The organism is Bdellovibrio sp. MYbb2 (assembly GCF_056175685.1).
Map to the genome: position 1 here is coordinate 663,929 of NZ_JBJKJI010000001.1, position 23,383 is coordinate 687,311.

Consider the following 23,383-nt stretch of genomic DNA (forward strand, 5'->3'; position numbering starts at 1 on the left):
ATGGCTAACAAAAAATATGATGTGATTGTTGTCGGTGCCGGCCACGCGGGTATTGAGGCGTGTCTGTCTTCCGCACGTTTGGGTTTGAACACTCTGATGGTCACCACCAACACGGATCGTATCGGTTATATGAGTTGCAACCCGTCCATCGGGGGCCTTGCCAAGGGACACATGGTTCGAGAGATCGATGTGCTGGGCGGTCAGATGGGTGTTGCAGCTGATGAAACCTGCATCCAGTACAAACGCTTGAATGCCTCGAAAGGTCCCGCAGTTCGCGGCACCCGTGTTCAGAACGACAAGCATTTGTATTCTCAGTTCCAAAAAGATGCTTTGTACAACCAGCCAAACCTTGAGGTTCTGCAAGGTGAAGTAAAACGCCTGATTCTGGAAAAGGATCTGTGTGTGGGCGTGGTTCTGCAGGATGGTTCTGAAATTTTCGCCAAAGCGACCATCATCACCACCGGCACATTCATGAACGGGGTCATGCATATCGGACTTCGCCAGGAAGCCGGCGGTCGTGTAGGGGATCAGCCTTCCATCGGTCTGTCTGATCAGTTGGCGCAATTTGGTTTTGAAGTAAAAAGACTTAAAACCGGAACTCCGGCACGTTTGCTGAAAGATTCCATCGACTGGTCTAAAACGGTCCCACAAGCCGGGGATGAAAAGGTTTATCCTTTCAGCTTCCGCTCTTCCGATAAGCTCAAACTTCCCCAGGTGCTTTGTTACCTGACCCGCACCACTGAAGAAACCCATGATATCATCCGTGGGAATCTGGATAAATCCCCTATGTACTGCGGGATTATTGAAGGTGTGGGCCCTCGTTATTGCCCTTCGATTGAAGACAAAATCACTCGTTTCGCCGAAAGAAACAGTCACCAGACATTCCTGGAGCCGGAAGGTCTTTCCACGGATTTGATTTATCTGCAGGGTATTTCCACCAGTCTTCCAGAAGAAGTTCAGGATCGTTTTTTAAAAACCATTCCGGGTCTTGAGAACGTGAAAGTTGCAAGATACGGCTATGCGGTTGAGTACGACTATATTGAGCCGACTCAGATCTGGCATCGCCTGGAGACCAGAACAATTCGTCAGTTGTTCCTGGCAGGTCAGATCAACGGAACTTCCGGTTATGAAGAAGCAGCCGCTCAGGGTCTGATTGCCGGAATCAATGCGGCTCACAGTATTTTGGGTCGTGAGGAATTCATATTGGGTCGCGATCAAGCCTATATGGGTGTGATGATCGACGATCTTGTGACGAAAGGTACGCGCGAACCGTATCGCATGTTCACTTCGCGCGCAGAACACCGTTTGGTTTTGCGAGAAGACAATACTATCGACAGGTTGAGTGACCTGGGTCGCAAACTGGGTCTTGTTTCTGCAGAGTCTTTTGAGCTTTTGACCAATCTGCGTGAGCGCCGTCAGGTTTTGCACGATCGTTTGAAGAATACCGTGCTTTATCCGACCAAAGATATCCAGGCTATTTTAGCGACAATTCCGACTCCAGCTATGTCGAAGTCTTTAACTTTCGAAGAGTTGCTGCGTCGTCCTGAACTTACGAGTTCACACTTGGAACTTCTGAATTTCGAGCTGGATCCGGATCCAAATGTAGTTGAGCCGGTTGAAATTGAAGTGAAGTACTCGGGTTACGTAAAACGCCAGATGGACCTCATCGTTCAGTCAAAAAGACTGGAAGAAATGCTACTTCCAGACGACTTGGCGTACGGTGAAATCCGCGGTCTTTCCAATGAAGAGAAGGATAAGCTGCTATGCGTCAAGCCCCGTACCTTAGGTCAAGCTCAAAGGATAAGTGGTGTTAATCCATCCGCTATTCAGGCTATAATGATCCATCTAAAAGGTCATAAAAAGATCAAGGAGATGGGGCTTGAAGGACAATCAGGAACAGGCAGCACCGATAGTATACTGGCGCATTGATGAGTGGTTCCCTGATCTAAGTCCAGATCTCAGGACTCGACTTAAGACCTATCACGAAGAGCTTCTAAAGTTTAACCGCACTCTGAATCTTATTTCAGCCAAAACGGTTTTTGTGGCCGACGCTCTTCATTTTGCTGATTCTATTCTGGCCTCTCAGGCCATCATGAAATCCAATCCAAACCTAGATAAAATCTATGACCTGGGGTCCGGCAACGGCTTCCCGGGTCTGGTGTTCGCTCTTTTGTACCCGAAGGTGCAAGTGGTGCTGGTAGAGTTCGATCAGAAGAAGTGTGAGTTCCTGACCCACGTCGCGGGTGTTTTAAAGCTCGCAAATGTGACGGTCGAGAACAAAACCATAGAATCTTTCCCGGACGGATCCATGAACTATGTGATGGCTCGGGGCCTGGCGAATATTTCCAAGTCTATTATGATAACCCGTAAAGTGGTCCCAAAGGGCGGCGTTTTCTATCATCTGAAGAGCGAAGAGTGGGGGATTGAAGTGGGAGATATCCCGACCCAGCTTTGTTCCGTATGGACGCCCTCCCTTGTGGGGGAATACAAGCTTCCGATCGGGGCTATTAAGTTTTCAGTGGTGAAAACAGACAAAATTGCGTGATGTTCCACGTGGAACATTCAAAAAGACACTAATGATGACCCCCGGCCGCTGGTTCGGGGGTTTTTTCTTCCCCAAGGCCGACTTCTTTCATTCTTTCTTTCACATCCCAGCTTTTTTTGGCGTTTCTAAAGCGCTGCTCGGTCTGATAGGACGCCCACTCTTGCGGGTCGGGCCAAGTCTCGCCCTTTTTAAAGGCTTTATTATAAGAGCGTATGGATTCTTTGCGGCGGGCCTCGATTTTTAGTTCGAGATACTGCTTTTCCTGCTCCAGGCGGACGATCTTTTCTTTTGATTCACGCACGCGCTTTTGGGCGTACTTAATTTGACCTGTTTGTGGAATTACCTCAGCCAGTTCTTTCTCGAAACCCTCAAGACCTTTCTTTTCGGATTCAAGGGCAGCGGATGTGGCGCCAAGCTGTGATTTGTAGTCGGTGTATATAGGATCCTTCAGCTCCGGATGTGGATCGGGCTTATTACAGGCTAAGAGGCACAAACTGAGGATGCACAGGGTGATTAATCTCATAAATACACTTGTTCCACGTGGAACATCGGCAAAAACAGCGAAAAACATAAGGTGTGGCGCGAAAAACTAGTCTTTATTCTTGAATGTTCACGCAAAAAGGAGGACTTTTTTATCTCAAGGAGGAAAAATGGCAAAAACAATCTGCATAGCGAATCAAAAGGGTGGTGTTGGTAAGACAACGACGTCTGTGAACCTCTCCTCCGCCTTGGCGTCTCTTGGAAAAAGAGTTCTTTTGATCGACATGGACCCTCAGGGGAATGCCTCCAGCGGTTTGGGTATCAAAAGATACGATAGCCAGGATGCGAATAGCTACCATGTGCTTATCGGCGAGAAAACTCTGACCGAGGCTACTCAAAAAACCTCCAATCCAAACCTTCAAGTATCCACGGCTAATCCTGACCTAGTGGGTGCGGAGATTGAATTGGTTGATATGCCGCAGCGTGAATACCGTCTTAAGCAGGCGATTGCCACCGTGGCTGATCAATATGACTTCGTGATCATTGATTGCCCTCCATCTTTGGGTCTTTTGACTTTGAATTCCCTGAATGCGGCGGACAGTTTCCTGGTGCCTCTTCAGTGTGAGTACTATGCACTTGAAGGGCTTAGTCAGCTTTTGAATACGGCAGGACTAATCAAAAAGAATTTGAATCCTCAACTCCATATCGAAGGCATCGTTCTGACGATGTTTGATATCCGGAATAATCTAAGTCACCAAGTTGTGACCGAGATTAAGAACCACTTTGGCGAGAAAGTATTCAACGCCATCATTCCAAGAAATGTACGCCTCAGCGAGGCACCAAGCCATGGTCAATCCATCTTCGAATACGACAGCAAATCCATCGGCGCAGTGAGATACCTTGAGCTAGCACGTGAAGTGATCGTGCGCTCAGAAGTGAAAGTGACGCCAGAGATGGCTCCACAGACAGAACAGATGGCATAAGAAGGGGAATTTAAATGTCTGATATTGCTGTAGAATCCTCAAACAAGAAAAAAGGTCTGGGCCGCGGCTTAGGCTCTTTGTTGGGTGGCCCTGCTCCGGAACAAACTCCGGCAGCTCCGAAAGCTGCTGCTGCCACATCTATTAATAATACTGTAGCTTCAACTCCCGCTCCAGCGGCTGCTCCTCAAGTAGCGACACCCGTCGCCCCTCCCGTAGATCCTGAGAGCAAAATCTGGAAAGTGGGAATTGATAAGCTTTCACCTGGTCAATACCAGCCTCGTAGAACATTTGAGAAAGAACCGCTTCAGGAGCTTGCTCAGTCTATTAAAGAGAACGGTATTCTTCAGCCCATCGTGGCTCGTCGTACGGTATCCGGGAAACTGGAAATCGTGGCCGGTGAACGCCGCTGGCGTGCATCCCAACTGGCGGGACTGCATGAAGTTCCAGTTATCCTTAAGAATTACGATGACAAACAAGCGCTGGAACTGGCGATTGTTGAGAACATTCAGCGTGAAGATCTGAATCCGATCGAAGAAGCCGAAGGTTATGCGCGCCTGATTTCTGAGTTTAAGTTGTCTCAGCAGCAGGTGGCGGAAAAAGTCGGCCGTGACCGTGCGACCGTGGCGAATGCTGTTCGTCTATTGTCTTTGCCTGATTCTGTGAAAGAGATGATCTCTGGAAACGAACTTTCCGTGGGTCACGCCAAAGTCCTTCTTTCTTTGCAGGATCCAAAGAAGCAGCTGGAATTCGCGAAAAAAGTTGTGAACGAAAAAATCGCGGTTCGTAAGCTTGAAAAAATGGTGCAAGCCGTCGTGAAAGGTAACGATGAAGTTGAAGAGGCACCAACTTTTGATTCTAATGTTACTCAGCGTTTGATTTCTGGTTTGAGCGATGAGCTTCAGAAAATGCTGGGTACGAAAGTGAACATTGATTACGCCAATTCAAAAGGTAAAATCACCATTCATTTCTATTCCGATGATGAACTGACCAATATGGTAGATAGGCTTAAAGAAGGATGGCAGTAAACCTTTCCCCCGCACTCCAAGAAGATCTTTTAACTGGTCATGTGACGGCAATCCTTGACCAGGGGACCCATTTCGAAGGAAAGCTCAGCTTCGAGGGGACTGTTCAAATTGGCGGTGACTTTAAGGGGGAAATCTTTACCAAGGACACCATCGTTATTAACGAAGGGGCCTCTGTAACGGCCCAAATCGAAGCCGATACCATCGTTATTTCCGGCCGGGTTGAGGGAAATCTCTTTGCCCGTCGCAGGGTTATAATGCACCCTCCAGCCATCTTTAAAGGCACCGTAACATCCCCAAGTCTGCGCATCGATGAAGGGGTCATTTTCGAGGGTGCGTCCTACATGCCTAAGTCTTAGGCAGCGAACATTATCATCTAGAAATACGCCTTGACCTGTTCAGGCCGCCAATGCTAATTCCGAAGGTCAAAAAATCAGTAGGGATTTCAACAAAATGGACATTTTTGCACAACTAGGTATCAATACCACGGCCGGCATTCAGTTTGTGTTCTTCGCAATCGCTTTGATCTTTTTAAGCAAAGTCGTTTTCGGTCCTTATGCTCACGCATTGGAAGAAAGAGAAAGAAGAACCAAGGGCGGCGAAGATCTTGCTCTTGAATATCAAAATAAATCCGTAGAGTTGCAGACCGAGTACGAGGTTAAAACCCGTGACTTGAACAGCCAGATGAAATCCATCATCGATGCGGCCAAATCTCAGGCGAACAAAGATTACGAATCTGCAGTTTCCAAAGCCCGCACAGAGGCGGACAAACTTGTTCAGGACAACAGAACTCAAATCACAACTGCGGTAGCAACTGCAGCGGGCGAATTGAAGTCCCAGACAAACTCTGTAGCAATGGCAATCACCAGCAAGCTTCTTGGTAAATAAGAGAGTAATGCATATGAAATTGATTTTGAATCTATTGGTACTTCTGGCTCCAGCAGCAGTATTTGCAGCAGGTGGCGGTCATCACGGTGACAATCATATCCCAACTTCCACAATCATGTTCCAGGCGATCAACCTGACGATCCTGTTTGCGGCGATCATCTATTTCACAAAAGATGCTATCGTTTCCTTCTTCGCAGGCCGCAAAGCGGCTTACCTGGAAGCAGCTCAAAAATCCGCTTTTGCGCGCGAACAGGCTGAAAAAGAATTCGTTGATATCAAAAACAAACTGGCAAATCTGGATCAGACTCGCGAAGAGAACCTGCGCAAAGCACAGACTCACGCTGAAGACCTGAAAAAACAAATCCTTGATGAAGCCAACGACGTTTCCAAGCGTATTAAAACTGATGCCGAACTGACAGCACGTCTTGAAGTTCAGCGCGCTCAAAAAGAGCTTCGCACCCAGCTTCTGCAGGATTCTGTTGAAGCCGCTCGCATCGTTTTGACGAAGGATCTTGGTTCTTCTGATCAACAAAAACTGCAAAAAGATTTCATCAACAACGTTGGAGTGTAAGCCGATGAGAGTCAGCGAGATTTCCAAAAGATACGCAAAAGCCCTTCTGGCTGTAGCAAAGCAAAAAGGCATCCACACTCAAGTGCACGCAGAACTGCAGGCACTGGTGAAGTCCTTCGCGGGCGATGTCTCTGTAAAAAACTATTTCGAAAATCCAATGATCGGTTCTGATCAGAAGATCACAGCGGTAAAAGCGTCTTTGTCCGGCAAAGGTGTTTCTGAAGAAGTGGTGAACACACTTGTTCTGCTGGCTGAAAAAAACCGCTTCGGTGTTCTTGAGCAAATTTCCTTCGCATACCGCGATCTTCTTGATTTGGAAGAGGGCGTGACTCGCGGAGTGGTACGTTCTGCCCAGCCTCTGGCGGCAGATGCTCAAAAAGACATCGAGCAAAAAATCACTAAAGTATTGAATAAGAAAATCGTTCTGACTTACGAACAGGATCCAAAACTGCTTGGTGGCATCGTTGCCACTGTAGGCGGCTGGACATTCGATGACAGCATCGACACTCATCTTAAAAAATTAAATGAAGAACTAAACAGGAGAGCCAACTAACAATGGAAACACAAATCCGTGCTGACGAGATCAGTCGCGTTCTCAAAGAGCAAATCAATCAATACAACAAAAAGATTGAAGTAAGTGAAACAGGTAGCGTTCTTTCCGTAGGGGACGGGGTTGCTCGTATCTATGGTCTTGAAAACGCAATGGCTGGTGAACTTGTAGAGTTCCCAGGCGAAGTATACGGAATGGTTCTGAACCTTGAAGAAGGTTACGTTGGTGCCGTGTTGTTCGGTGAAGACCGTCACATCAAAGAAGGCGACGTAGTTAAAAGAACGAAAAAAATCGTTTCCGTACCTGTAGGTGAAGCTCTTCTTGGTCGCGTTGTAGACGCCCTTGGTAACCCGATCGACGGCCGTGGCGCTATCAACACGCCTCACTCCCGTATCGTTGAAACCAAAGCTCCTGGTATCGTTTACCGTCACCCGGTTGAAGAACCTCTTCAAACTGGTATCAAGGCGATCGACGCCCTTGTACCAATCGGCCGTGGTCAGCGTGAATTGATCATCGGTGACCGTCAAACTGGTAAAACAACTATCGCAGTTGACACTATCATCAACCAAAAAGGTTTGAATGTTCAGTGCTTCTACGTAGCTATCGGTCAAAAACAATCCACAGTAGCTCTAGTGGTTGAAAAACTGCGTGCGGCGGGTGCTCTTGAGTACACCACTATCATCGCGGCGAATGCCTCTGACCCAGCTCCACTTCAATACCTGGCTGCTTACTCCGGTACAGCTATGGCTGAATACTTCCGCGATACTGGCAGACATGCTCTTATCGTTTACGATGACTTGACGAAACAAGCTCAGGCTTACCGTCAATTGTCTTTGCTTCTTCGTCGTCCTCCGGGCCGTGAAGCTTACCCAGGTGACGTGTTCTATTGCCACAGCCGTTTGTTGGAACGTGCTTCCAAATTGTCTGCTGATAAAGGCGGCGGTTCTTTGACTGCATTGCCAATCATCGAGACTCAAGCGGGCGATATCTCTGCTTACATCCCTACCAACGTTATCTCCATCACTGATGGTCAGATCTTCCTTGAATCCGATCTGTTCTACAAAGGTGTGCGTCCAGCTATCTCTGTAGGTAAATCCGTTTCTCGCGTGGGTGGTGCGGCTCAGATTAAAGCGATGAAACAAGTTGCAGGTTCCCTGAAACTTGAGCTTGCTCAGTTCCGTTCCATGGAAGCATTCGCTGCGTTTGCATCCGATTTGGATAAAGCGTCCCAGCAACAGCTTGCTCGTGGTCGTCGTCTGATTGAAGTGTTGAAACAGCCTCAATACTCTCCGGTAAAAGTTGAAGAGCAAATCATCATGATCTTCGCTGCTGGTAACGCGTTCGTTGACCAATACCCAGAGACAGACGTTAAGAGATACGAAAAAGAAATGATCGAGTTCTTGAAAAACAAGCACTCTGAGATCATCAAAACTATCTCTGAGAAGAAAGCGATTGCTGACGATACTAAAAAAGCATTGTTGGCAGCTCTTGAAGAGTTCAAAGCAATCTTCCAACCTTCTAACAAGTAATTTGGTGCTTAAATGGCAAGCTTGAAGGATATCCGGGCTCAGATTGAGTCCACTAAAAACACCCAGCAGATCACGAAAGCTATGAAGCTCGTGTCTGCTGCAAAGTTGAGAAAGGCGCAGAATAACATCGTTAATATGCGTCCTTATGCTCTGGCTTTGCGTCAGGTGATTGCGGATATCGCTGTGACCAATAAAGTGTCGCATCCGTTGATGGAGAAGAAAGAACAAGTAAAGAATGTTTTGCTTGTTGTTATCACTTCTGATCGCGGTCTTTGCGGCGCTTTCAACAGCAATATCAACAAATTCGCTGAAGCTTATTATAACAACAACAAAGCTTCTCTAGAGAAGATCGACTTCCTGTTCGTGGGTCGTCGTGGTCATGACTACTTCGCAAGACGTGGTATCAAGCCGGTTGATTACATCACCAAGCTTGATAAGGACATTTCCTATGAGCTGGCTTCCAAAGTTGCGAACCGCGTGATGAATGATTACCTTGAAGGCGCTTACGATGAAGTTCGTATCGTGCACAACGAGTTCCAATCTGCCATTTCCCAGACGGTGACTGCTGAAACTCTTCTGCCAATCAACCTTGGTTTGACGACTTTCAAAACAGAAACTGAAGCTGCATCCAACTTTGCTGTCGACATGATCTTCGAACCGGCTCCAGAGCAAATCATCAAAGAATTGCTTGAGAAACACTTCGAACTTCAAGTTTACAGATGTATGTCCGAGTCTGTTGCGGGTGAACATGGTGCTCGTATGAGCGCGATGGAAAACGCGACAAACAACGCGAAAGAGATGATCAACAAACTCACTCTGACGTATAACAAATTGAGACAAGAAAAAATTACTACAGAATTGATTGAAATCGTATCTGGCGCTGAAGCGCTTAAAGGATAGGGAGCTGAATAATGGCATTCGGTAAAGTAAAACAGGTTATGGGTCCCGTAGTGGACGTAGAATTTGAAGGCGGGGAACTTCCTGCGATCAACTCTGCTCTGCGTGTATCAAACAAATTTATCTCTGACGTTGAATTCAACCTTGTTCTTGAAGTTGCTCAGCACTTGGGTGACGGTGTTGTAAGAACTATCTCTATGGACCAAACTGAAGGTTTGGTTCGTGGTGAAAAAGTTAAAGCGTTGGGCACTCAAATCACAGCGCCGGTAGGCCGTGAAGCTTTGGGCCGTATCATCAACGTAGTTGGTGAACCAATCGACGAAATGGGTCCAGTAAACGCAAAAGAACACTGGGGTATCCACAGAACAGCTCCAAAATTCGAAGACCAGGCTACATCTGCAGCAATGTTGATGACTGGTATCAAAGTCGTAGACTTGCTGGCACCTTACGCTAAGGGTGGTAAGATCGGTTTGTTCGGTGGTGCGGGCGTTGGTAAAACAGTACTTATCCAGGAACTTATCCGTAACATCGCGACTGAGCACGGTGGTTTCTCCGTATTCGCAGGCGTTGGTGAGCGTACTCGTGAAGGTAATGACTTGTGGCAAGAGATGAAGCAGTCTGGCGTATTGGCCAAGACTTCTTTGGTGTTCGGTCAGATGAACGAACCTCCTGGAGCTCGTGCGCGCGTTGCTTTGACTGGTCTGACTGTTGCTGAATACTTCCGTGACGTTGAAAACCAGGACGTATTGTTCTTCGTAGACAACATCTTCCGCTTCACTCAAGCGGGTGCCGAAGTTTCCGCACTATTGGGTCGTATCCCTTCTGCGGTTGGTTATCAGCCAACACTTGCAACAGAGATGGGTACTCTTCAAGAGCGTATCACTTCCACTAAAAAAGGTTCCATCACTTCCGTTCAAGCGGTTTACGTACCAGCGGATGACTACACGGATCCAGCTCCAGCAACCACGTTCACTCACTTGGATGCTACGACAAACTTGGATCGTGATATCGCGGCTATGGCGATCTTCCCTGCGGTTCACCCGTTGACTTCCACTTCTCGTTTGTTGGATCCAACTGTTATCGGTGAAGAGCACTACAAATGCGCTCGTGACGTTCAGGCGTTGTTGCAGCGTAACCGTGAGCTTCAGGACATCATCGCGATCCTGGGTATGGACGAGTTGTCTGAATCTGATAAATTGGTTGTTTCCCGTTCTCGTAAGATCCAGCGTTTCTTGTCTCAGCCGTTCTTCGTTGCTGAGCAGTTCACTGGCTTGCCAGGCAAGTACGTGGATATCAAAGACACTGTTAGAGGTTTCCGCGAGATCCTTGATGGTAAACACGATGCTCTTCCAGAGCAGGCGTTCTACCTTGTTGGTACTATCGAAGACGCTATCGAGAAAGCTAAGAAGCTGCAGGCTTAGTGCCTGCCTCTTCCTAAGGGGTGAATATGAAACTGACAATCGTGACACCGGAAAAGCGCATCCTTGTTGGCCAAGAGGTCGACGAGGTGACTGTTCCAGCATTCAAGGGAGAGTTGAACATTCTTCCTGGTCACGCTCCATTGATCACCACTCTGGAAACAGGCGTGATGAAATGGAAACTCAAAGGGAAAGAAAAGCAGGACTTGGCTGTTATCAGCTGGGGTTACTGCCAGGTTTCCCCTGAGGGCGTGAATATTCTTGCCAACATCGCGGACCTTCCTGAAGACATTGATCTTCAGGCGACAAAAGAGTTCCTGGCTCTTTCTGAAAAGAAGATCATGAACGAATTGATCACAGACGAGGACTGGGCAGAGTTCCAGCGCGACTGGGCTCACGCGAGAGCGAAAATCGAAGCGGCTGAACAACAGCCAGCTAAGAAGTAAGAAACTAAAACGGAGGCCACAAGCCTCCGTTTCTTTTTTCAGAATGTCATTTCTGAAGATCTAATCTTTCAAGGCAAACGAACCTTGAGAACTCTTTAAGATTTCATCCCGGTACTGGGCTATCTTTTTGCCGGCATCCCTGTGATTAAAGTAAAGCTGAATGACCTGGCGATAGCCACGCGACTTCGGGAACAGGCGAGGCGCCCCCAAGTTCACCACAATCAGCTTTTGGCGTTCCTGCGGGGAAAGACCACGCACCTGACGGGCGGTGCGAGGACCGGTGACGCCAACAAACAAAGCCGTGCATTGATTCTTACTCAACAATGCCGACAGATCCTTACCCAACGAGCTGTTTTCAAGCTTCAGACTTGGGATCTTTCTTTTTTCCGTGCCCACAAAGGACAGCAAGAAATCCTGAGACGGTGAGGCGGCACACACAGTTTCCAGCGACGCGGGCTTACGCGGGGTTTTTGCTGAGGGCAGCTGTCTTGGGATCAGGCTGGTTTTTAAGTTCTGGGATAAAACTTCGTCTTCGATCTCTGCGTATTGAGGCGACGTGAGGCTGTTGCCACTAAGCAGGGAGGGCAGCTTGGGGTCTCTGCGATAAACGTTTGCAAAGGCCTTTACGCGTAAAATACGGCGAAGTTTTTCATCCACGCTGGCGGATGGAAGGTCGCCGGATTTCAGGGCTGCCAAGACGTAATCAAAAGCCTTTCCCTGATCGGCAAAAGACCATGTCAGCATCACGATGTCGGACCCCGATTGCAGGGCGCGCAGGGCCGCGGCTTCCGGGCGCAGCACTTGCTTTGATCCTTGCATCTGCAAGTCATCGGTCATGACCAGGCCCTGGTACTTCAGTTCATCACGTAAAAGAGTTTTGGAAATCTTTGTGGAAAAACTTGCAGGCTCTAAATCTTCATCCAGACCCGGGTAAATCAGATGCGACATCATCACCGCAATATTGGCGCCGATTTTGGAATAACCAATGAAGGGAACCAGATCGCGCTTTTTCATTTCTTCCAGCGTGGCGCTGTTTTTTACAACTGTCAGATGCGGATCCTGATTCAGACTGCCGGTGCCCGGGAAGTGTTTCGCCGTGGGGATCACGCGCGCTTTAAGAAGACCTTTTGAATAGGCGACACCGATGTCGCGCACCAGCTCCGGATCCGAGCCAAAGGATCTGACACCAATGAAGCTTGTCGAATAGGGGTCCACCACATCCAGCACGGGCGCAAGATTCATGTTGAAGCCCACTTCACGCAGGAATAGTCCTGTTTGATAGCCCATCTCTTCCGCCAAAAGAGGGGACTGGGTCTGCCCCAGGGCCAATGCATTCGGCGGAGCGGGCGTGATCGGCAGGCGGGATACCGATCCACCTTCCTGATCGATGGCAATCAGTGGTGGAAGTTTAGAATGTTTGTAGCTTGCTTTATAAAGCGCCAGATTCAGCTCCCGAATCTGCGGGGCTGAAATCATATTGCGTTTAAATAGCAGGAATGATCCGGGTTTGTATTTCGCGATAAAGGATTCCAGATCCGGAGCGACGTTTTTATGGGGAAAGCCGACGATGAAAAGCTGTCCGACTTTTTCTTCAGGACTCATTTGTTTGATCTTGAAATCGATGACTTTTGACAGCTTGTCAGCCGAAGGACCAGAAGCTAGTACAAGGTGGGGAAAAACAAGAATCAGCAGACAAAAACTAAAATTCCTAAGGATTCCCCTGATATACTTGTTCATAAGATTCAGACTATCACTTGGCCCCTACGAGGCCAGACGAGATTTGAGAGACAGCATGAAATTGCACCAAAGTCTTAAATCAAAAGTATGTATTCTGCTGACCTTGATGGTGGGCTTTTCTGCCTATGCTCAAGATATCGAGCAGGAAGTGGAAGCTGCCGATGATGTCGAAATTCAACAGCAGCAACAAGCTCCGGCCGATTTCGATGATCTTTCCCCTGTGGAAACCACCGATGTGGATGAAGATTCTGATCCGTTCGCTGAAGAATCCACAACAACATCTGAAGAAACCTCCACCGCTGAAACCGAAGAGGCCGTTCCAGTTCCTGAAGAGCCGGCGGTGATTGAAGCTCCGGTGCAAAGATACGCCGAACCCACTCCAAGCCCGGCCCTGGAACATCTGCCGCTGGTGGAAGTGCAGATCCGTCAGGATAATCTGGCGGACTATAAAGTCCGACGCGAAACTCACGGAACCTATGTGTCGTTTGATTATGAGGCGATCGAATTTAAAAACTTCATTTCCACTTTGGACGGTCAATCCTACAAAGCCGTTTTTGGTTCGGACACGGTGAATCTGATTCAGCTGGGTTTGGACTATAAATACAATTTCATGCTGGGCTCTTTAGCCGCAGGCGCTTTATATGGCGTCGGTAAAGTGGACGGAAACAGTGACCGCAGTTTGGAAATCACCAAGTACGGAATTGGTTTCAAATTCACGGCAGACATGCTGATGAATGAACCGTACGTTGCGCCTTATGTGGGTATCAATGTTTGGCAGATGGGATTTTCTGAAAAAAGCGCGACGGATTCTTTCTCGGCCACGACTCAGATGGGTTACAACTACACCGTGGGAATGCTGATTCAACTGGATTGGATCGATTACGAAACGGCGAAGCAAAGCACGTTTAGTTGGGGACTTGAGAACACCTTTATTGATGTCTATGCGACTCAGTACGCGAAGACGGAAGCCCCTGATGATCCAGACACCACGACGGACTTCCTGTTCGGTGGTGGTCTTCGTTTAGAATTCTAATCAGGGTGCCAGACGGTCGGTGGTGGTTCCATCACCCAGCTGACCGGACCCATTCGCACCCCAACATTTGAAATTTCCCAGATCATTTAGCGCGCACGTGTGACCGCATCCGTTGTCGCCGCCTTCGCCCAGAGCGACGGCGGTTTGGCGACTGATAAGATTATTCACCTGCAGTGGGATGAACGTTGGATTGTAAGTGCCGTCACCCACCATGCCGCTGGAGTTTGATCCCCAGCAAGAAACCTGTCCGCTTTGATGAATGGCGCACGCCGTGCCGTTGCCATTGGAATCATTTCCGTAAGCGATCGCCAAGTCTTCGATATCCGTCAGACCAAATACATCCACGGGGCTGAGCGAATGAGTGACGGCGTTGTTGTTGTTTCCAAGAGTTCCATTGCTATTAATCCCCCAGCACTTCACGGTGCCGTTTTCCATCAGCGCACAGCTAAAACCACCGTTTAACCAGGATGCAGAGGCTGCCAGAATTTTTTTAACATTGGTCAGTCCGCTGACTTGCACCGGAATTGCTGAATCCATTCCGGTGCCATCGCCCAACTGTCCCCCGGCGTTGCCGCCCCAGCAGACCGCATTTTTGGATTCCAGCAGGGCGCAAGTGTGACCACGACCCGTGGAAATTTGCACTGCGCCCGTCAGGCCAGCGACTGTCACGGGTGTTGCGCTGGAATTCGTGCCGTTGCCAATATTTGCAGGGTGATATCCCCAGCATTTCACTGTTTTATCTGCGAGCAGGGCGCACGCGTAGCCATAATTTCCCCATCGTTCCCCCGAGGTGGAAACAGAGATCACGCCGGATTCCAATCCTTGCACCTGCAAGGGGATGTTGGAATCCAAGACCCCATTGCCCAGCTGACCGCTGGAATTGCTTCCCCAGCAACGAACGGCGCCTTGCGATGTCAGACCGCAGGCGAAATTATCGGTGACCGAAATGCTGTCGTAGTGAACACCGGGATCAAGAACGCTGACGGGAGCGGTGCTGTCGGTGTTGGTGCCATTTCCAAGTTCGCCCCAGACATTGCGGCCCCAGCACCAGACAGATCCATCCGCCTTAAGCTGGCACGTGTGGTTGGCGCCAGCGGAAAGCTTGGAAGCCAAAAAGTTATTGTGGGTATTGTCGTCGATACTTGCTAAGTCTTTTGAAAAGAGATCGGCATCAAGACTGCAGCCTGTACTAAGTATGGCAAAGGAAATTACCAGAAAAGATACGTACAGAAGTCGGTATTTCATATGAAAACTTATCGGAGTATTATGACGCCGTCTTAAGTAGTCTCACTTTGAAACACGGAAATCTTTAGATGAGACGAAGCAGGGTATCGATTTCTTCGTGAACCGCAGACCAGGTGATGGTGCTCATTTTGATGTTCAGGCGGTTGTCCGGAGTCAGTGAATACTTTTTGCTTTCACGGATCGCCAGCTGAATCACTTTTTCAGGGCTCAGTTTGGTTTTTTCGGTGAAGATCAAAGAGATGGATTTCAATCCGGCACTGATATCACGAACGCCCAGCTCTTTACACTGACGACGAATCAGCATAAGGCCCATCAAGTTCACGGTTTGTTCCGGGATCGGTCCAAACTGATCCCGCAGCTCTTCTTCGATGCGATCTAGTTCTTCGTTGGAAGTGATGTCGGCAAGCGCTTTGTAGTAACCCAGACGAATGCGGATGTCCTTGATGTAAGCATCCGGAATAAGCGCCGGAATTTTCAAATTCAGTTCCGGATCCAGATCCATGTCTTCAACCGATTCACCCTTGGCTTCTGCCAGGGCTTCATTCAGAAGATCCATGTACATCTCATAACCGACCGAGTTCACGTGACCGGATTGTTCTTCACCCAGGATGTTTCCGGAACCGCGAAGTTCCAGATCGTACTGGGCAATCTTGATGCCGCTGCCAAGGGCGGTGTTTTCCTGAATGATTTTCAGACGCTCTTGCTGCTCTTTATCGAGCTTGTGATTTCTTGGCATCATCAAATAGCAGTAAGCACGTGTCTTGGATCGGCCCACGCGTCCGCGCAGCTGATAAAGCTGGGAAAGACCAAACAAGTGCGCCGTATCGATGAACATGGTGTTTGCGCGCGGCACGTCCATGCCGGATTCCACAATCGCCGTACACACCAAAACATCAATTTCGTGATGGAAGAAAGCCAGCATCGCTTTTTCAAGCTCGTGTTCTTCCATCTGTCCGTGGGCCACACGAATGCGCGCTTCCGGTACGATCTGGCGAAGTTCATCCACCAGGCCATAGATGGATTCAATGCGGTTATGGATAAAATACACCTGACCACCGCGGGAAATTTCAGCCGTCACGGCTTTGCGGATGGTTTCGGCATCAAACTTTGTCACAAAGGTGCGGGTCGGCAGACGATCCACCGGCGCGGTGTTGATTAAACTTAAATCGCGAATCCCGACTAGCGCCATGTTCAGGGTGCGCGGAATCGGCGTTGCTGACAGTGTCAGGGTGTCGACGCTGGTTTTGATTTTTTTGATTTTCTCTTTATGTGTGACGCCGAACTTTTGTTCTTCGTCGATAATCAAAAGACCTAAATCCTTGTAAGCAATCGATGACCCCAGCAATTTGTGGGTGCCGACGATCAAATCAACTTTTCCGTCTTTCAAATCCTGCAAAGTCTTTTTCACTTCGGCGGGAGTCACGAAACGATTCAGCACGCGGATGTCCACGGGCCAGCCTTCGAAGCGTTTTTTGAAGGTTTCAAAGTGCTGGAAGGTCAACACAGTCGTCGGCGCCAGCACCGCCACTTGTTTGCGGGCTTGAATGGCAAAGAAGGCGGCCCTCATTGCGACTTCGGTTTTACCAAAGCCCACATCACCGCAAACCAGACGATCCATGGGCTTCGTGGATTTTAAATCTTTGCGGATGTCATTGATGGCGCGAAGCTGATCGTCGGTTTCCTCGTAAGGGAAGCCGTTATCAAACATCAGCACTTCATCTTCTTTGATCACAAAAGCCGGGCGGTGCATTTCTGCGCGCTTGGCATAAAGAGCCAGCAAGTCCGCGGCGATGTCGCGCACATGGGATTTGACCTTGGCTTTGGTTTTTTCCCAGGCTGTGCCGCCCAGTTTGTCCAGGATGCTGGTGCCAGCACCCGAGAACTTTTGCAGCTGACCTACGCGGTACACGGGCAGATAAAGTTTGTCTTTATCCTTATAGCCGACCTGAATGTATTCAGATTCGACGCCGCTGATATTCATGATTTTCAGGCCTTCGTACTGGCCGATCCCGTGCTTGGTGTGAACAACCAGATCACCCGGTTTCAAATCACCGAAGGAAAGACGCTTGGCCTGCTTTTGGAAATCCTGGGCGCCACTGGATTCTTTAGCGCGCTGTTTTTTACCATAGAAGTCCTCATCGCGCAGGAAGATGATCTTTTCTTCCTCCAGGCGCAGGCTCTCAGCCAGGTAACGGGGCACGATGTGAACGATGTTTTGTTCACGATCCTGTTCCTGCAGCCACGAATCCCAGCGGTATTCATCACTGTTGGTGCGAACGGCTTTTAGCTCCAGCTTTTCAAACACCAAAGACAACCGGTCGATATGGGACTGATTTTTGGTGCTGACAAAGATGCGATAACCCTCATCACGCCAGCGATGAAGTTTGTTGGCCGCAGCCTGCAACCACGGTTCGGTGCCGACCGCGTTGGCTAATGCCAGGTTTGTAAAATCCTGAGTCATTGCCGTACGATACTCAACCCGGGAATCATCCGAGTTTTCTTCGTCGAAATATTCCAGGGAAGAAAAATACACCTGACGCGAGTTCAGTGGATACGCCAGAGTTTCAAAGTTCACGTAGATGTCTTCAAGCTCAGGGCGGATCACGTGAGCGTCGCTGGTGCGGTGATCGGCTTTTAGTTCCGCCCACATTTCATCCGCACAGCGCGAGATCTCCACCGGATCCAGGAACCACAGATTCAAAGCGCCCGGGAAATGATCGGCCGGCGTGGCAAGTTCGCCATAGAAATAAGGAAGCAGGAATTCAATGCCCGGAAAGGCATTCTTTAGCACCAGAGATCGCAGGGTTTCTTCGGCTTCAGCCTTGTCCACCTTGCGGCCCTCAAGCGAGGCGCGCACCCGTTGCAAAAGTCTTTCATGGGTTTCGTCGCGATAAAGAACTTCGCGGGCCGGAGTCAGAACAAAGGATTGAATTTCGTCCGAGCTTCTTTGATCCGCCACACTGAAATGACGAAGGCTTTCCACCTGATCGCCGAACAGATCCATGCGCACGGGTTGATTTTCGGTAGGTGGATAGATGTCCACGATACCACCGCGAACCGCAAACTGACCCTTGTCTTCAACCATCGGAGCCGCGGTGTAACCTAAGGACGAGAAATAGTCCGAAAGGTTCTCGGGAAGCTCATCTCCGGCGCGAACGGTTTTGGAGTGATCCTTCAGGATCTTCATCGGAAGGGTTTTCTGCATCAGCGCGTCAACTGAGGATATGAAGATTTCTCCGGCTTTGGCGACTTGAGCTTTTGCCAGGAAGCGAACCCGGTCTGCGACGACTTGGGTGTTGGGATAGAGTCCGGAGTAGGGTGAAACATCGAAAGCGGGCAGAATATGACTATGACGACTCGGGTCGAAGAACTCCAGCAAGGCTTGCAAGGTCACCGCTTCACGATGACTGCCAGTCACAACAAGATGCGGCAAGCCGTTGATTTTTTTAGAGTAAGTCTGCGACAAAAAGTAAGCAAGTGCCAGCGGAGACGCCGCCCCGGTGACTTGAATCTTTCCGCGAGTTGTTTCAAAGGCTCTTTCCAGGATGGATTCGAGTCTTGTGTGAGTGCTTTCGGCTTTCATTTGGTGGGCTCATCTTGCCACGCTTATCGCCTTGTTTCCATTCATATTTCTTGGTTTTCACTGACGACACATATATAACTAATTGAAATCCAAATAATAACGACAACTTTGGAGGGACTAGTGCCACTCGGTGGAGTCATATTCATCGTCATTTTCATTGCTCTTTTTGGAGCCTTTTTAGTTTGGCTTGCTGCCAATATTACTGGGACAAAACCGGTATACAACCCTGTGAAGTACGAGCCTTACGAGTGCGGTATTCCTGGTATTGAGAAAAAGGAGACAAAGATTTCTGTTAAGTACTATCTGACAGCGATCCTGTTCATCCTTTTCGATATCGAGATTATCTTCATGTACCCTTGGGCGATTTCATTCCGTGAGTTCATCGCGACAGGCGGAGGCACATTTGTCTTCGTTTCCATGATGATCTTCATCGCGATCTTCATCTTCGGGCTGTTCTGGGAAGTTAAATCTAAAGCTTTGGAATGGGACTAAGCGATGGGAATGGGTAAAGATATTTTCGAAATAACCGTCAACGGTTTAAAACTGGTCGTCATCTTCCTGATGATGGTTCAGGCAGTGCCTATTTTGGTATGGCTTGAGCGCCGTGGTTCCGCCTTCATTCAGGATCGTCTGGGTCCGAACCGCGTGGGTCCTCTGGGTCTCGTGCAGCTTCTTGCCGATGCGGTGAAGTTCCTGAACAAGGAAAACTTCATGCCGCAAACGGCGAAGCCGTTCCTGTACTATGCGGCTCCGATCTTCGCGTTGATTCCGGGTGCAGTGGCTTTCTCTGCGATTCCGCTTTCTTCTCCGATTCAGGTAGGCACCTTTGAAATGTTCGGCTCCACTTGGGGTCCTTACACTTTCCTGGTTCAGGGCTATGATATCGGCGTGGGCATCGTGTTCATCCTGGGCGTCAGCTCATTGGCTGCTTACACATTGCTGATGGCGGGCTGGGGTTCCGGCAACAAGTACACCCTGATGGGTGCGCTTCGTGCTTCCGCACAAACGATTTCCTACGAACTGGCATTGGGTCTTTCCATTGTGGGTGTGATCATGCTTTATGGCACGTTCAACCTGACGGAAATGACACTGGCTCAGCAGGGTCCTTTGGCGTTCTCTTTCCTGGGTCACACAATCACCGCAAACTGGCTGCCAAACTGGGGTATTTTCTATCAACCAGTGGGGGCTTTGTTGTTCTTCTCGGCCGCGTTTGCGGAATCCAACCGTCTGCCATTTGACTTGGCGGAAGGTGAATCCGAGCTGGTGGGTGGTTTCCACACTGAGTACGGCGGTTTCAAATTCAACATGTTCTTCATCGGGGAATACGGTCACATGATGATCGCTTCCGGTCTGATGGTGCTGTTCTTCTTCGGTGGTTACACGATTCCTTACGTGTCTGTGGCTGAACTGAATGAATGGGCGGCGGGTGTTGCCTCCACAGCCGGCACGGCAAGTGCTTTGGTCGCGTTGATCCATTTCCTGGTGTTCAACATCAAGTTTGGTTTCTTCATGTGGGTCTTCATCTGGGTACGTTGGACTTTGCCTCGTTTCCGTTACGATCAGCTGATGGATCTGGGCTGGAAGACGATGCTTCCTTGGGCTTTGGCAAACACCATTATCACAGCCTTTGTGATCTACATCGCATCTTTGTAAGGAGTTAAAATGACAGCAGATGCATTTCTTTTCTGGTTTTTAGCGTTTGTCACTCTGGCTTCCGGCCTTAGTGTCATTTTGATGTCCAATCCGATCTATTCCGCTTTGTGCCTGGCGATGACCATGGTGGGAATCTCCGCCTTGTTCGTGACTCTGAATGCCTACTTTATCGCGGGCGTTCAGCTGATTGTTTACGCCGGTGCGGTCATGGTTTTGTTCACGATGGTGATCATGCTCTTCGACTTGAAAAAAGACGTTCAGGCCTTCACTCGTGGCAAGTTCACGGGTGTGGTTAAAATCGCCTCTGTCGGCCTGTTTGCAGGCTTGGTCGTGGGTGCTATCGCCATGTCGGTGAATCTGATGGGTGAAAAAACCACAGACAATCCGGTGCTGGTGGGTACAGGCATGGAATCAACCAAAGCTTTGGGACAGATCTTGTTCACCAAATACATCTTCGGATTTGAGGCTTTGGGCGTTCTTCTTCTGGTAATTGCAGTGGGTGCCGTTGCTTTGGCGCGCAGTAAAGGTGGAACACATGAACACTGAGTTCATCAATAATATCGGCCTGACTCATTACTTGGTTCTGGCTGCACTTTTGTTTGTTATGGGTATGGCGGGCGTTCTTCTTCGCCGTAACGTGATCGTTCTTTTGATGTCCATCGAGTTGATGCTGAACTCTGTGAATCTGACTTTCGTGGCTTTCAGTAAATACCTGGGCCTGCTGGATGGTCACATCATGGTGTTCTTCGTTATGACTATCGCGGCTGCGGAAGCGGCAGTGGGTCTGGCGCTGGCAGTATCCATCTTTAAACGATTCAACGAAGTGAACATCCGCTTCTTTGAGCATTTGAAAGGATAGGGGATAAGCTGTGAATCATTCTCTATTAATGGCAGTCCTGATTCTGGCTCCTTTTGTTGGTTTCCTGATCAACGGTGTCAGATATAAAAAACACTCTGGAAATGTGGCTGGCTCCATCGCAACGGTTGCGGTGGCGATCTCTTTCATCTCCGCGATCCTTTTGGTTGTGGACCTGGTTTCCATGCCCGCTGAAGCCCGCCGTATCGCGGTGAGCTTCTTCGAATGGATGGCGATTGATAAATTCAAGGTCAACGCCGGTTTCGTAGTCGATCAAATCAGCGCCATCATGATCCTGGTGATCACGGGTGTTGGTACTTTGATCCACTTGTTCTCTATCGGTTACATGCACCACGATAAAGGTGTGGCGAAATACTTCGCTTACCTGAACCTGTTCATCTTCAACATGTTGTTGCTTGTATTGGGTGACAGCTTGCTGGTGATGTTCGTGGGTTGGGAAGGTGTCGGTCTTTGCTCTTACCTGTTGATCGGTTTCTGGTTCACTGACAAAGAAAAAGCGGCGGCAGGTATGAAAGCCTTCATCACCAATCGTATTGGTGACGCGGCCTTCTTGCTGGGTATGTTCGTTTTGTTCATCACCTTCGGCACTTTGAACTTCTCTGAACTGAATGCACTGGCTCCAACAGTGGCTGAATCCTCCTGGTTGGGGGCTTTGACTCTGGGTACGATGTTCCTGTTCATCGGGGCGACTGGTAAATCCGCACAGATTCCTTTGTACGTTTGGCTTCCAGACGCGATGGCCGGTCCAACACCGGTTTCCGCCCTGATCCACGCGGCGACAATGGTGACTGCCGGTGTGTACATGATCGTTCGTCTGAATCCTTTGTTCATCATGGCTCCGAACACAATGATGGTTATTGCGATCATCGGTGCGGCGACCGCGGTGTTTGCAGCGACTATCGGTATCACTCAAAACGACATCAAAAAAGTTCTGGCATATTCGACGGTATCTCAGCTGGGTTATATGTTCCTGGCAGCCGGTGTGGGTGCGTTTGGCGCAGCGATGTTCCACTTGATGACTCACGCGTTCTTCAAAGCCCTGATGTTCCTGGGCTCTGGTTCTGTGATTCACGGAATGCACGAAGAACAGGACATCCGCAAAATGGGTGGTCTTAAAAAGTACATGCCAATCACGCACATCACTTTCCTGATGGGCTGGCTGGCGATCATCGGAACTCCGCTGTTCTCCGGTTTCTTCTCCAAGGATGAAATTCTGGCTTACGCATTCCATTCTCCACTGGGTTCTCCGATCCTTTGGGCGGCGGGTGTGCTGGGCGCGACTTTGACGGCGTTCTATATGACTCGTTTGATGGCGCTGACCTTCTGGGGTAAAAGCCGTGTTTCTGACGATGTTCATCCGCACGAATCTTCCGCGATCATGACGATTCCACTGATCATCCTGGCGATCCTTTCCGTGTTCGCGGGCTGGATTGGCGTTCCTCATGTTATCGGTGAACACCTGGGTCACATGCCGAACTTCTGGGAGCACTGGTTGCACCCGTTGATTTCTCCGATCCCGGGCTGGACAGCAATTGATCACACAACTGAATGGGTTCTGATGGGCTGTTCAGTGGGTCTGGCGACTGTTTCTGCGATTGTGGCTTATCAGTTCTATGTGAAGTCTCCAGAGACTCCGAAGAAAATCGCTGAAAGCATTAAGCCGGTTTACAACACGGTTTACAACAAGTACTTCGTGGACGAAGCCTACTTTGGTTTCATCATCAATCCGCTGGTTTCTTTGAGTAAAAACACCTGGTACTACATCGACGTGAATTTCATCGACAAGATGACGTTCTGGGCTGGTGATCTTGTGCGTGGCATGGGTTCCTTCGCCCGCTCGGTTCAGACCGGAAATATGCAACAATACGCGATGTACATTGGCATCGGCGTGGTTGTGGCCCTTTCATTTGTGATCATGAGGTAATG

General features: G+C 49.1%; 22 protein-coding genes. 18 read left to right on the plus strand and 4 right to left on the minus strand.

Features of this window, described 5'->3' with window-relative positions:
• Both mnmG and rsmG read left to right on the plus strand, forming a co-directional pair.
• Positions 1-1,929 carry a tRNA uridine-5-carboxymethylaminomethyl(34) synthesis enzyme MnmG gene (mnmG, locus tag AC04MQ_RS03280; protein ID WP_475391064.1) on the plus strand — a complete coding sequence of 643 codons (1,929 nt, stop codon included), beginning with the start codon at positions 1-3 and terminating at the stop codon, positions 1,927-1,929.
• Complete coding sequence (gene rsmG, locus AC04MQ_RS03285; RefSeq protein ID WP_475391066.1) at positions 1,880-2,545, plus strand: 16S rRNA (guanine(527)-N(7))-methyltransferase RsmG; 666 nt, start codon at positions 1,880-1,882, stop codon at positions 2,543-2,545. Before mnmG ends, rsmG begins: the two co-directional genes overlap by 50 nt.
• Positions 2,546-2,573: 28 nt before the next feature.
• Here the strand turns inward: rsmG and AC04MQ_RS03290 are convergent, their stop codons facing one another.
• Complete coding sequence (locus AC04MQ_RS03290; RefSeq protein WP_475391068.1) at positions 2,574-3,068, minus strand: hypothetical protein; 495 nt, start codon at positions 3,066-3,068, stop codon at positions 2,574-2,576.
• Between the two features lie 127 nt (positions 3,069-3,195).
• Here AC04MQ_RS03290 and AC04MQ_RS03295 point away from each other — a divergent pair, with 127 nt between their 5' ends.
• From AC04MQ_RS03295 to atpC, 10 genes are all read left to right on the plus strand, one after another.
• A complete protein-coding gene (locus tag AC04MQ_RS03295; protein WP_015092839.1) occupies positions 3,196-4,008 on the plus strand; it encodes a ParA family protein in 813 nt (270 codons plus the stop codon).
• Positions 4,009-4,022: 14 nt separating this feature from the next.
• Positions 4,023-5,033 carry a ParB/RepB/Spo0J family partition protein gene (locus AC04MQ_RS03300; RefSeq protein ID WP_015092838.1) on the plus strand — a complete coding sequence of 337 codons (1,011 nt, stop codon included), beginning with the start codon at positions 4,023-4,025 and terminating at the stop codon, positions 5,031-5,033.
• On the plus strand, positions 5,024-5,389 hold the full coding sequence (locus tag AC04MQ_RS03305; protein ID WP_475391071.1) for a bactofilin family protein: 366 nt from the start codon (positions 5,024-5,026) through the stop codon (positions 5,387-5,389). Before AC04MQ_RS03300 ends, AC04MQ_RS03305 begins: the two co-directional genes overlap by 10 nt.
• 94 nt (positions 5,390-5,483) lie before the next feature.
• The gene (locus AC04MQ_RS03310; protein ID WP_015092836.1) at positions 5,484-5,918 is read left to right on the plus strand and encodes an ATP synthase F0 subunit B; all 435 of its coding nucleotides are present in this window, start codon (positions 5,484-5,486) and stop codon (positions 5,916-5,918) included.
• Positions 5,919-5,931: 13 nt separating this feature from the next.
• Positions 5,932-6,489: an ATP synthase F0 subunit B gene (locus tag AC04MQ_RS03315; RefSeq protein ID WP_475391073.1), complete on the plus strand. Its 558-nt coding sequence runs from the start codon at positions 5,932-5,934 to the stop codon at positions 6,487-6,489.
• A 4-nt stretch (positions 6,490-6,493) separates the two neighbouring features.
• Positions 6,494-7,042 (plus strand): ATP synthase F1 subunit delta, encoded by a 549-nt coding sequence (gene atpH / locus AC04MQ_RS03320; protein WP_015092834.1) that lies wholly within the window; start codon positions 6,494-6,496, stop codon positions 7,040-7,042.
• A 2-nt stretch (positions 7,043-7,044) separates the two neighbouring features.
• Positions 7,045-8,568, plus strand: coding sequence for a F0F1 ATP synthase subunit alpha (atpA, locus tag AC04MQ_RS03325; RefSeq protein WP_015092833.1), 1,524 nt, complete (start codon positions 7,045-7,047; stop codon positions 8,566-8,568).
• 12 nt (positions 8,569-8,580) lie between these two features.
• Positions 8,581-9,468 carry an ATP synthase F1 subunit gamma gene (atpG, locus tag AC04MQ_RS03330; protein WP_015092832.1) on the plus strand — a complete coding sequence of 296 codons (888 nt, stop codon included), beginning with the start codon at positions 8,581-8,583 and terminating at the stop codon, positions 9,466-9,468.
• Between the two features lie 11 nt (positions 9,469-9,479).
• Positions 9,480-10,886 carry a F0F1 ATP synthase subunit beta gene (gene atpD / locus AC04MQ_RS03335; protein WP_041578169.1) on the plus strand — a complete coding sequence of 469 codons (1,407 nt, stop codon included), beginning with the start codon at positions 9,480-9,482 and terminating at the stop codon, positions 10,884-10,886.
• Between the two features lie 26 nt (positions 10,887-10,912).
• Complete coding sequence (gene atpC / locus AC04MQ_RS03340) at positions 10,913-11,329, plus strand: ATP synthase F1 subunit epsilon (protein ID WP_235046201.1); 417 nt, start codon at positions 10,913-10,915, stop codon at positions 11,327-11,329.
• Between the two features lie 60 nt (positions 11,330-11,389).
• Here atpC and AC04MQ_RS03345 read toward each other — a convergent pair whose 3' ends face one another.
• Positions 11,390-12,931 carry a glycoside hydrolase family 3 protein gene (locus tag AC04MQ_RS03345; RefSeq protein ID WP_475391076.1) on the minus strand — a complete coding sequence of 514 codons (1,542 nt, stop codon included), beginning with the start codon at positions 12,929-12,931 and terminating at the stop codon, positions 11,390-11,392.
• Positions 12,932-13,121: 190 nt separating this feature from the next.
• On the opposite strand from AC04MQ_RS03345, the gene AC04MQ_RS03350 reads away from it, so the two are divergent.
• Positions 13,122-14,099 carry a hypothetical protein gene (locus AC04MQ_RS03350; RefSeq protein ID WP_015092828.1) on the plus strand — a complete coding sequence of 326 codons (978 nt, stop codon included), beginning with the start codon at positions 13,122-13,124 and terminating at the stop codon, positions 14,097-14,099.
• Here the strand turns inward: AC04MQ_RS03350 and AC04MQ_RS03355 are convergent, their stop codons facing one another.
• Together AC04MQ_RS03355 and mfd are read right to left on the minus strand one after the other, a co-directional pair.
• Positions 14,100-15,344 carry an RCC1 domain-containing protein gene (locus tag AC04MQ_RS03355; protein ID WP_051026342.1) on the minus strand — a complete coding sequence of 415 codons (1,245 nt, stop codon included), beginning with the start codon at positions 15,342-15,344 and terminating at the stop codon, positions 14,100-14,102. It lies immediately after the preceding gene.
• Positions 15,345-15,408: 64 nt separating this feature from the next.
• Entirely contained in the window at positions 15,409-18,927 is a 3,519-nt protein-coding gene (mfd, locus tag AC04MQ_RS03360; protein WP_475391079.1) for a transcription-repair coupling factor, read from the minus strand.
• A 228-nt stretch (positions 18,928-19,155) separates the two neighbouring features.
• On the opposite strand from mfd, the gene AC04MQ_RS03365 reads away from it, so the two are divergent.
• Genes AC04MQ_RS03365 through nuoL form a run of 5 tightly spaced genes read left to right on the plus strand, consistent with a single transcriptional unit; the run spans position 19,156 to position 23,381 of the window.
• Entirely contained in the window at positions 19,156-19,419 is a 264-nt protein-coding gene (locus AC04MQ_RS03365) for an NADH-quinone oxidoreductase subunit A (protein WP_015092825.1), read from the plus strand.
• Between the two features lie 9 nt (positions 19,420-19,428).
• A complete protein-coding gene (locus AC04MQ_RS03370) occupies positions 19,429-20,580 on the plus strand; it encodes a complex I subunit 1/NuoH family protein (RefSeq protein WP_235046199.1) in 1,152 nt (383 codons plus the stop codon).
• A gap of 9 nt (positions 20,581-20,589) precedes the next feature.
• Positions 20,590-21,126 carry an NADH-quinone oxidoreductase subunit J gene (locus tag AC04MQ_RS03375; protein ID WP_011166188.1) on the plus strand — a complete coding sequence of 179 codons (537 nt, stop codon included), beginning with the start codon at positions 20,590-20,592 and terminating at the stop codon, positions 21,124-21,126.
• Positions 21,116-21,439 (plus strand): NADH-quinone oxidoreductase subunit NuoK, encoded by a 324-nt coding sequence (gene nuoK, locus AC04MQ_RS03380; RefSeq protein ID WP_011166187.1) that lies wholly within the window; start codon positions 21,116-21,118, stop codon positions 21,437-21,439. The genes AC04MQ_RS03375 and nuoK overlap by 11 nt, the downstream gene beginning before the upstream one ends.
• 28 nt (positions 21,440-21,467) lie before the next feature.
• Complete coding sequence (nuoL, locus tag AC04MQ_RS03385; protein WP_015092823.1) at positions 21,468-23,381, plus strand: NADH-quinone oxidoreductase subunit L; 1,914 nt, start codon at positions 21,468-21,470, stop codon at positions 23,379-23,381.
• Positions 23,382-23,383: the final 2 nt, after the last annotated feature.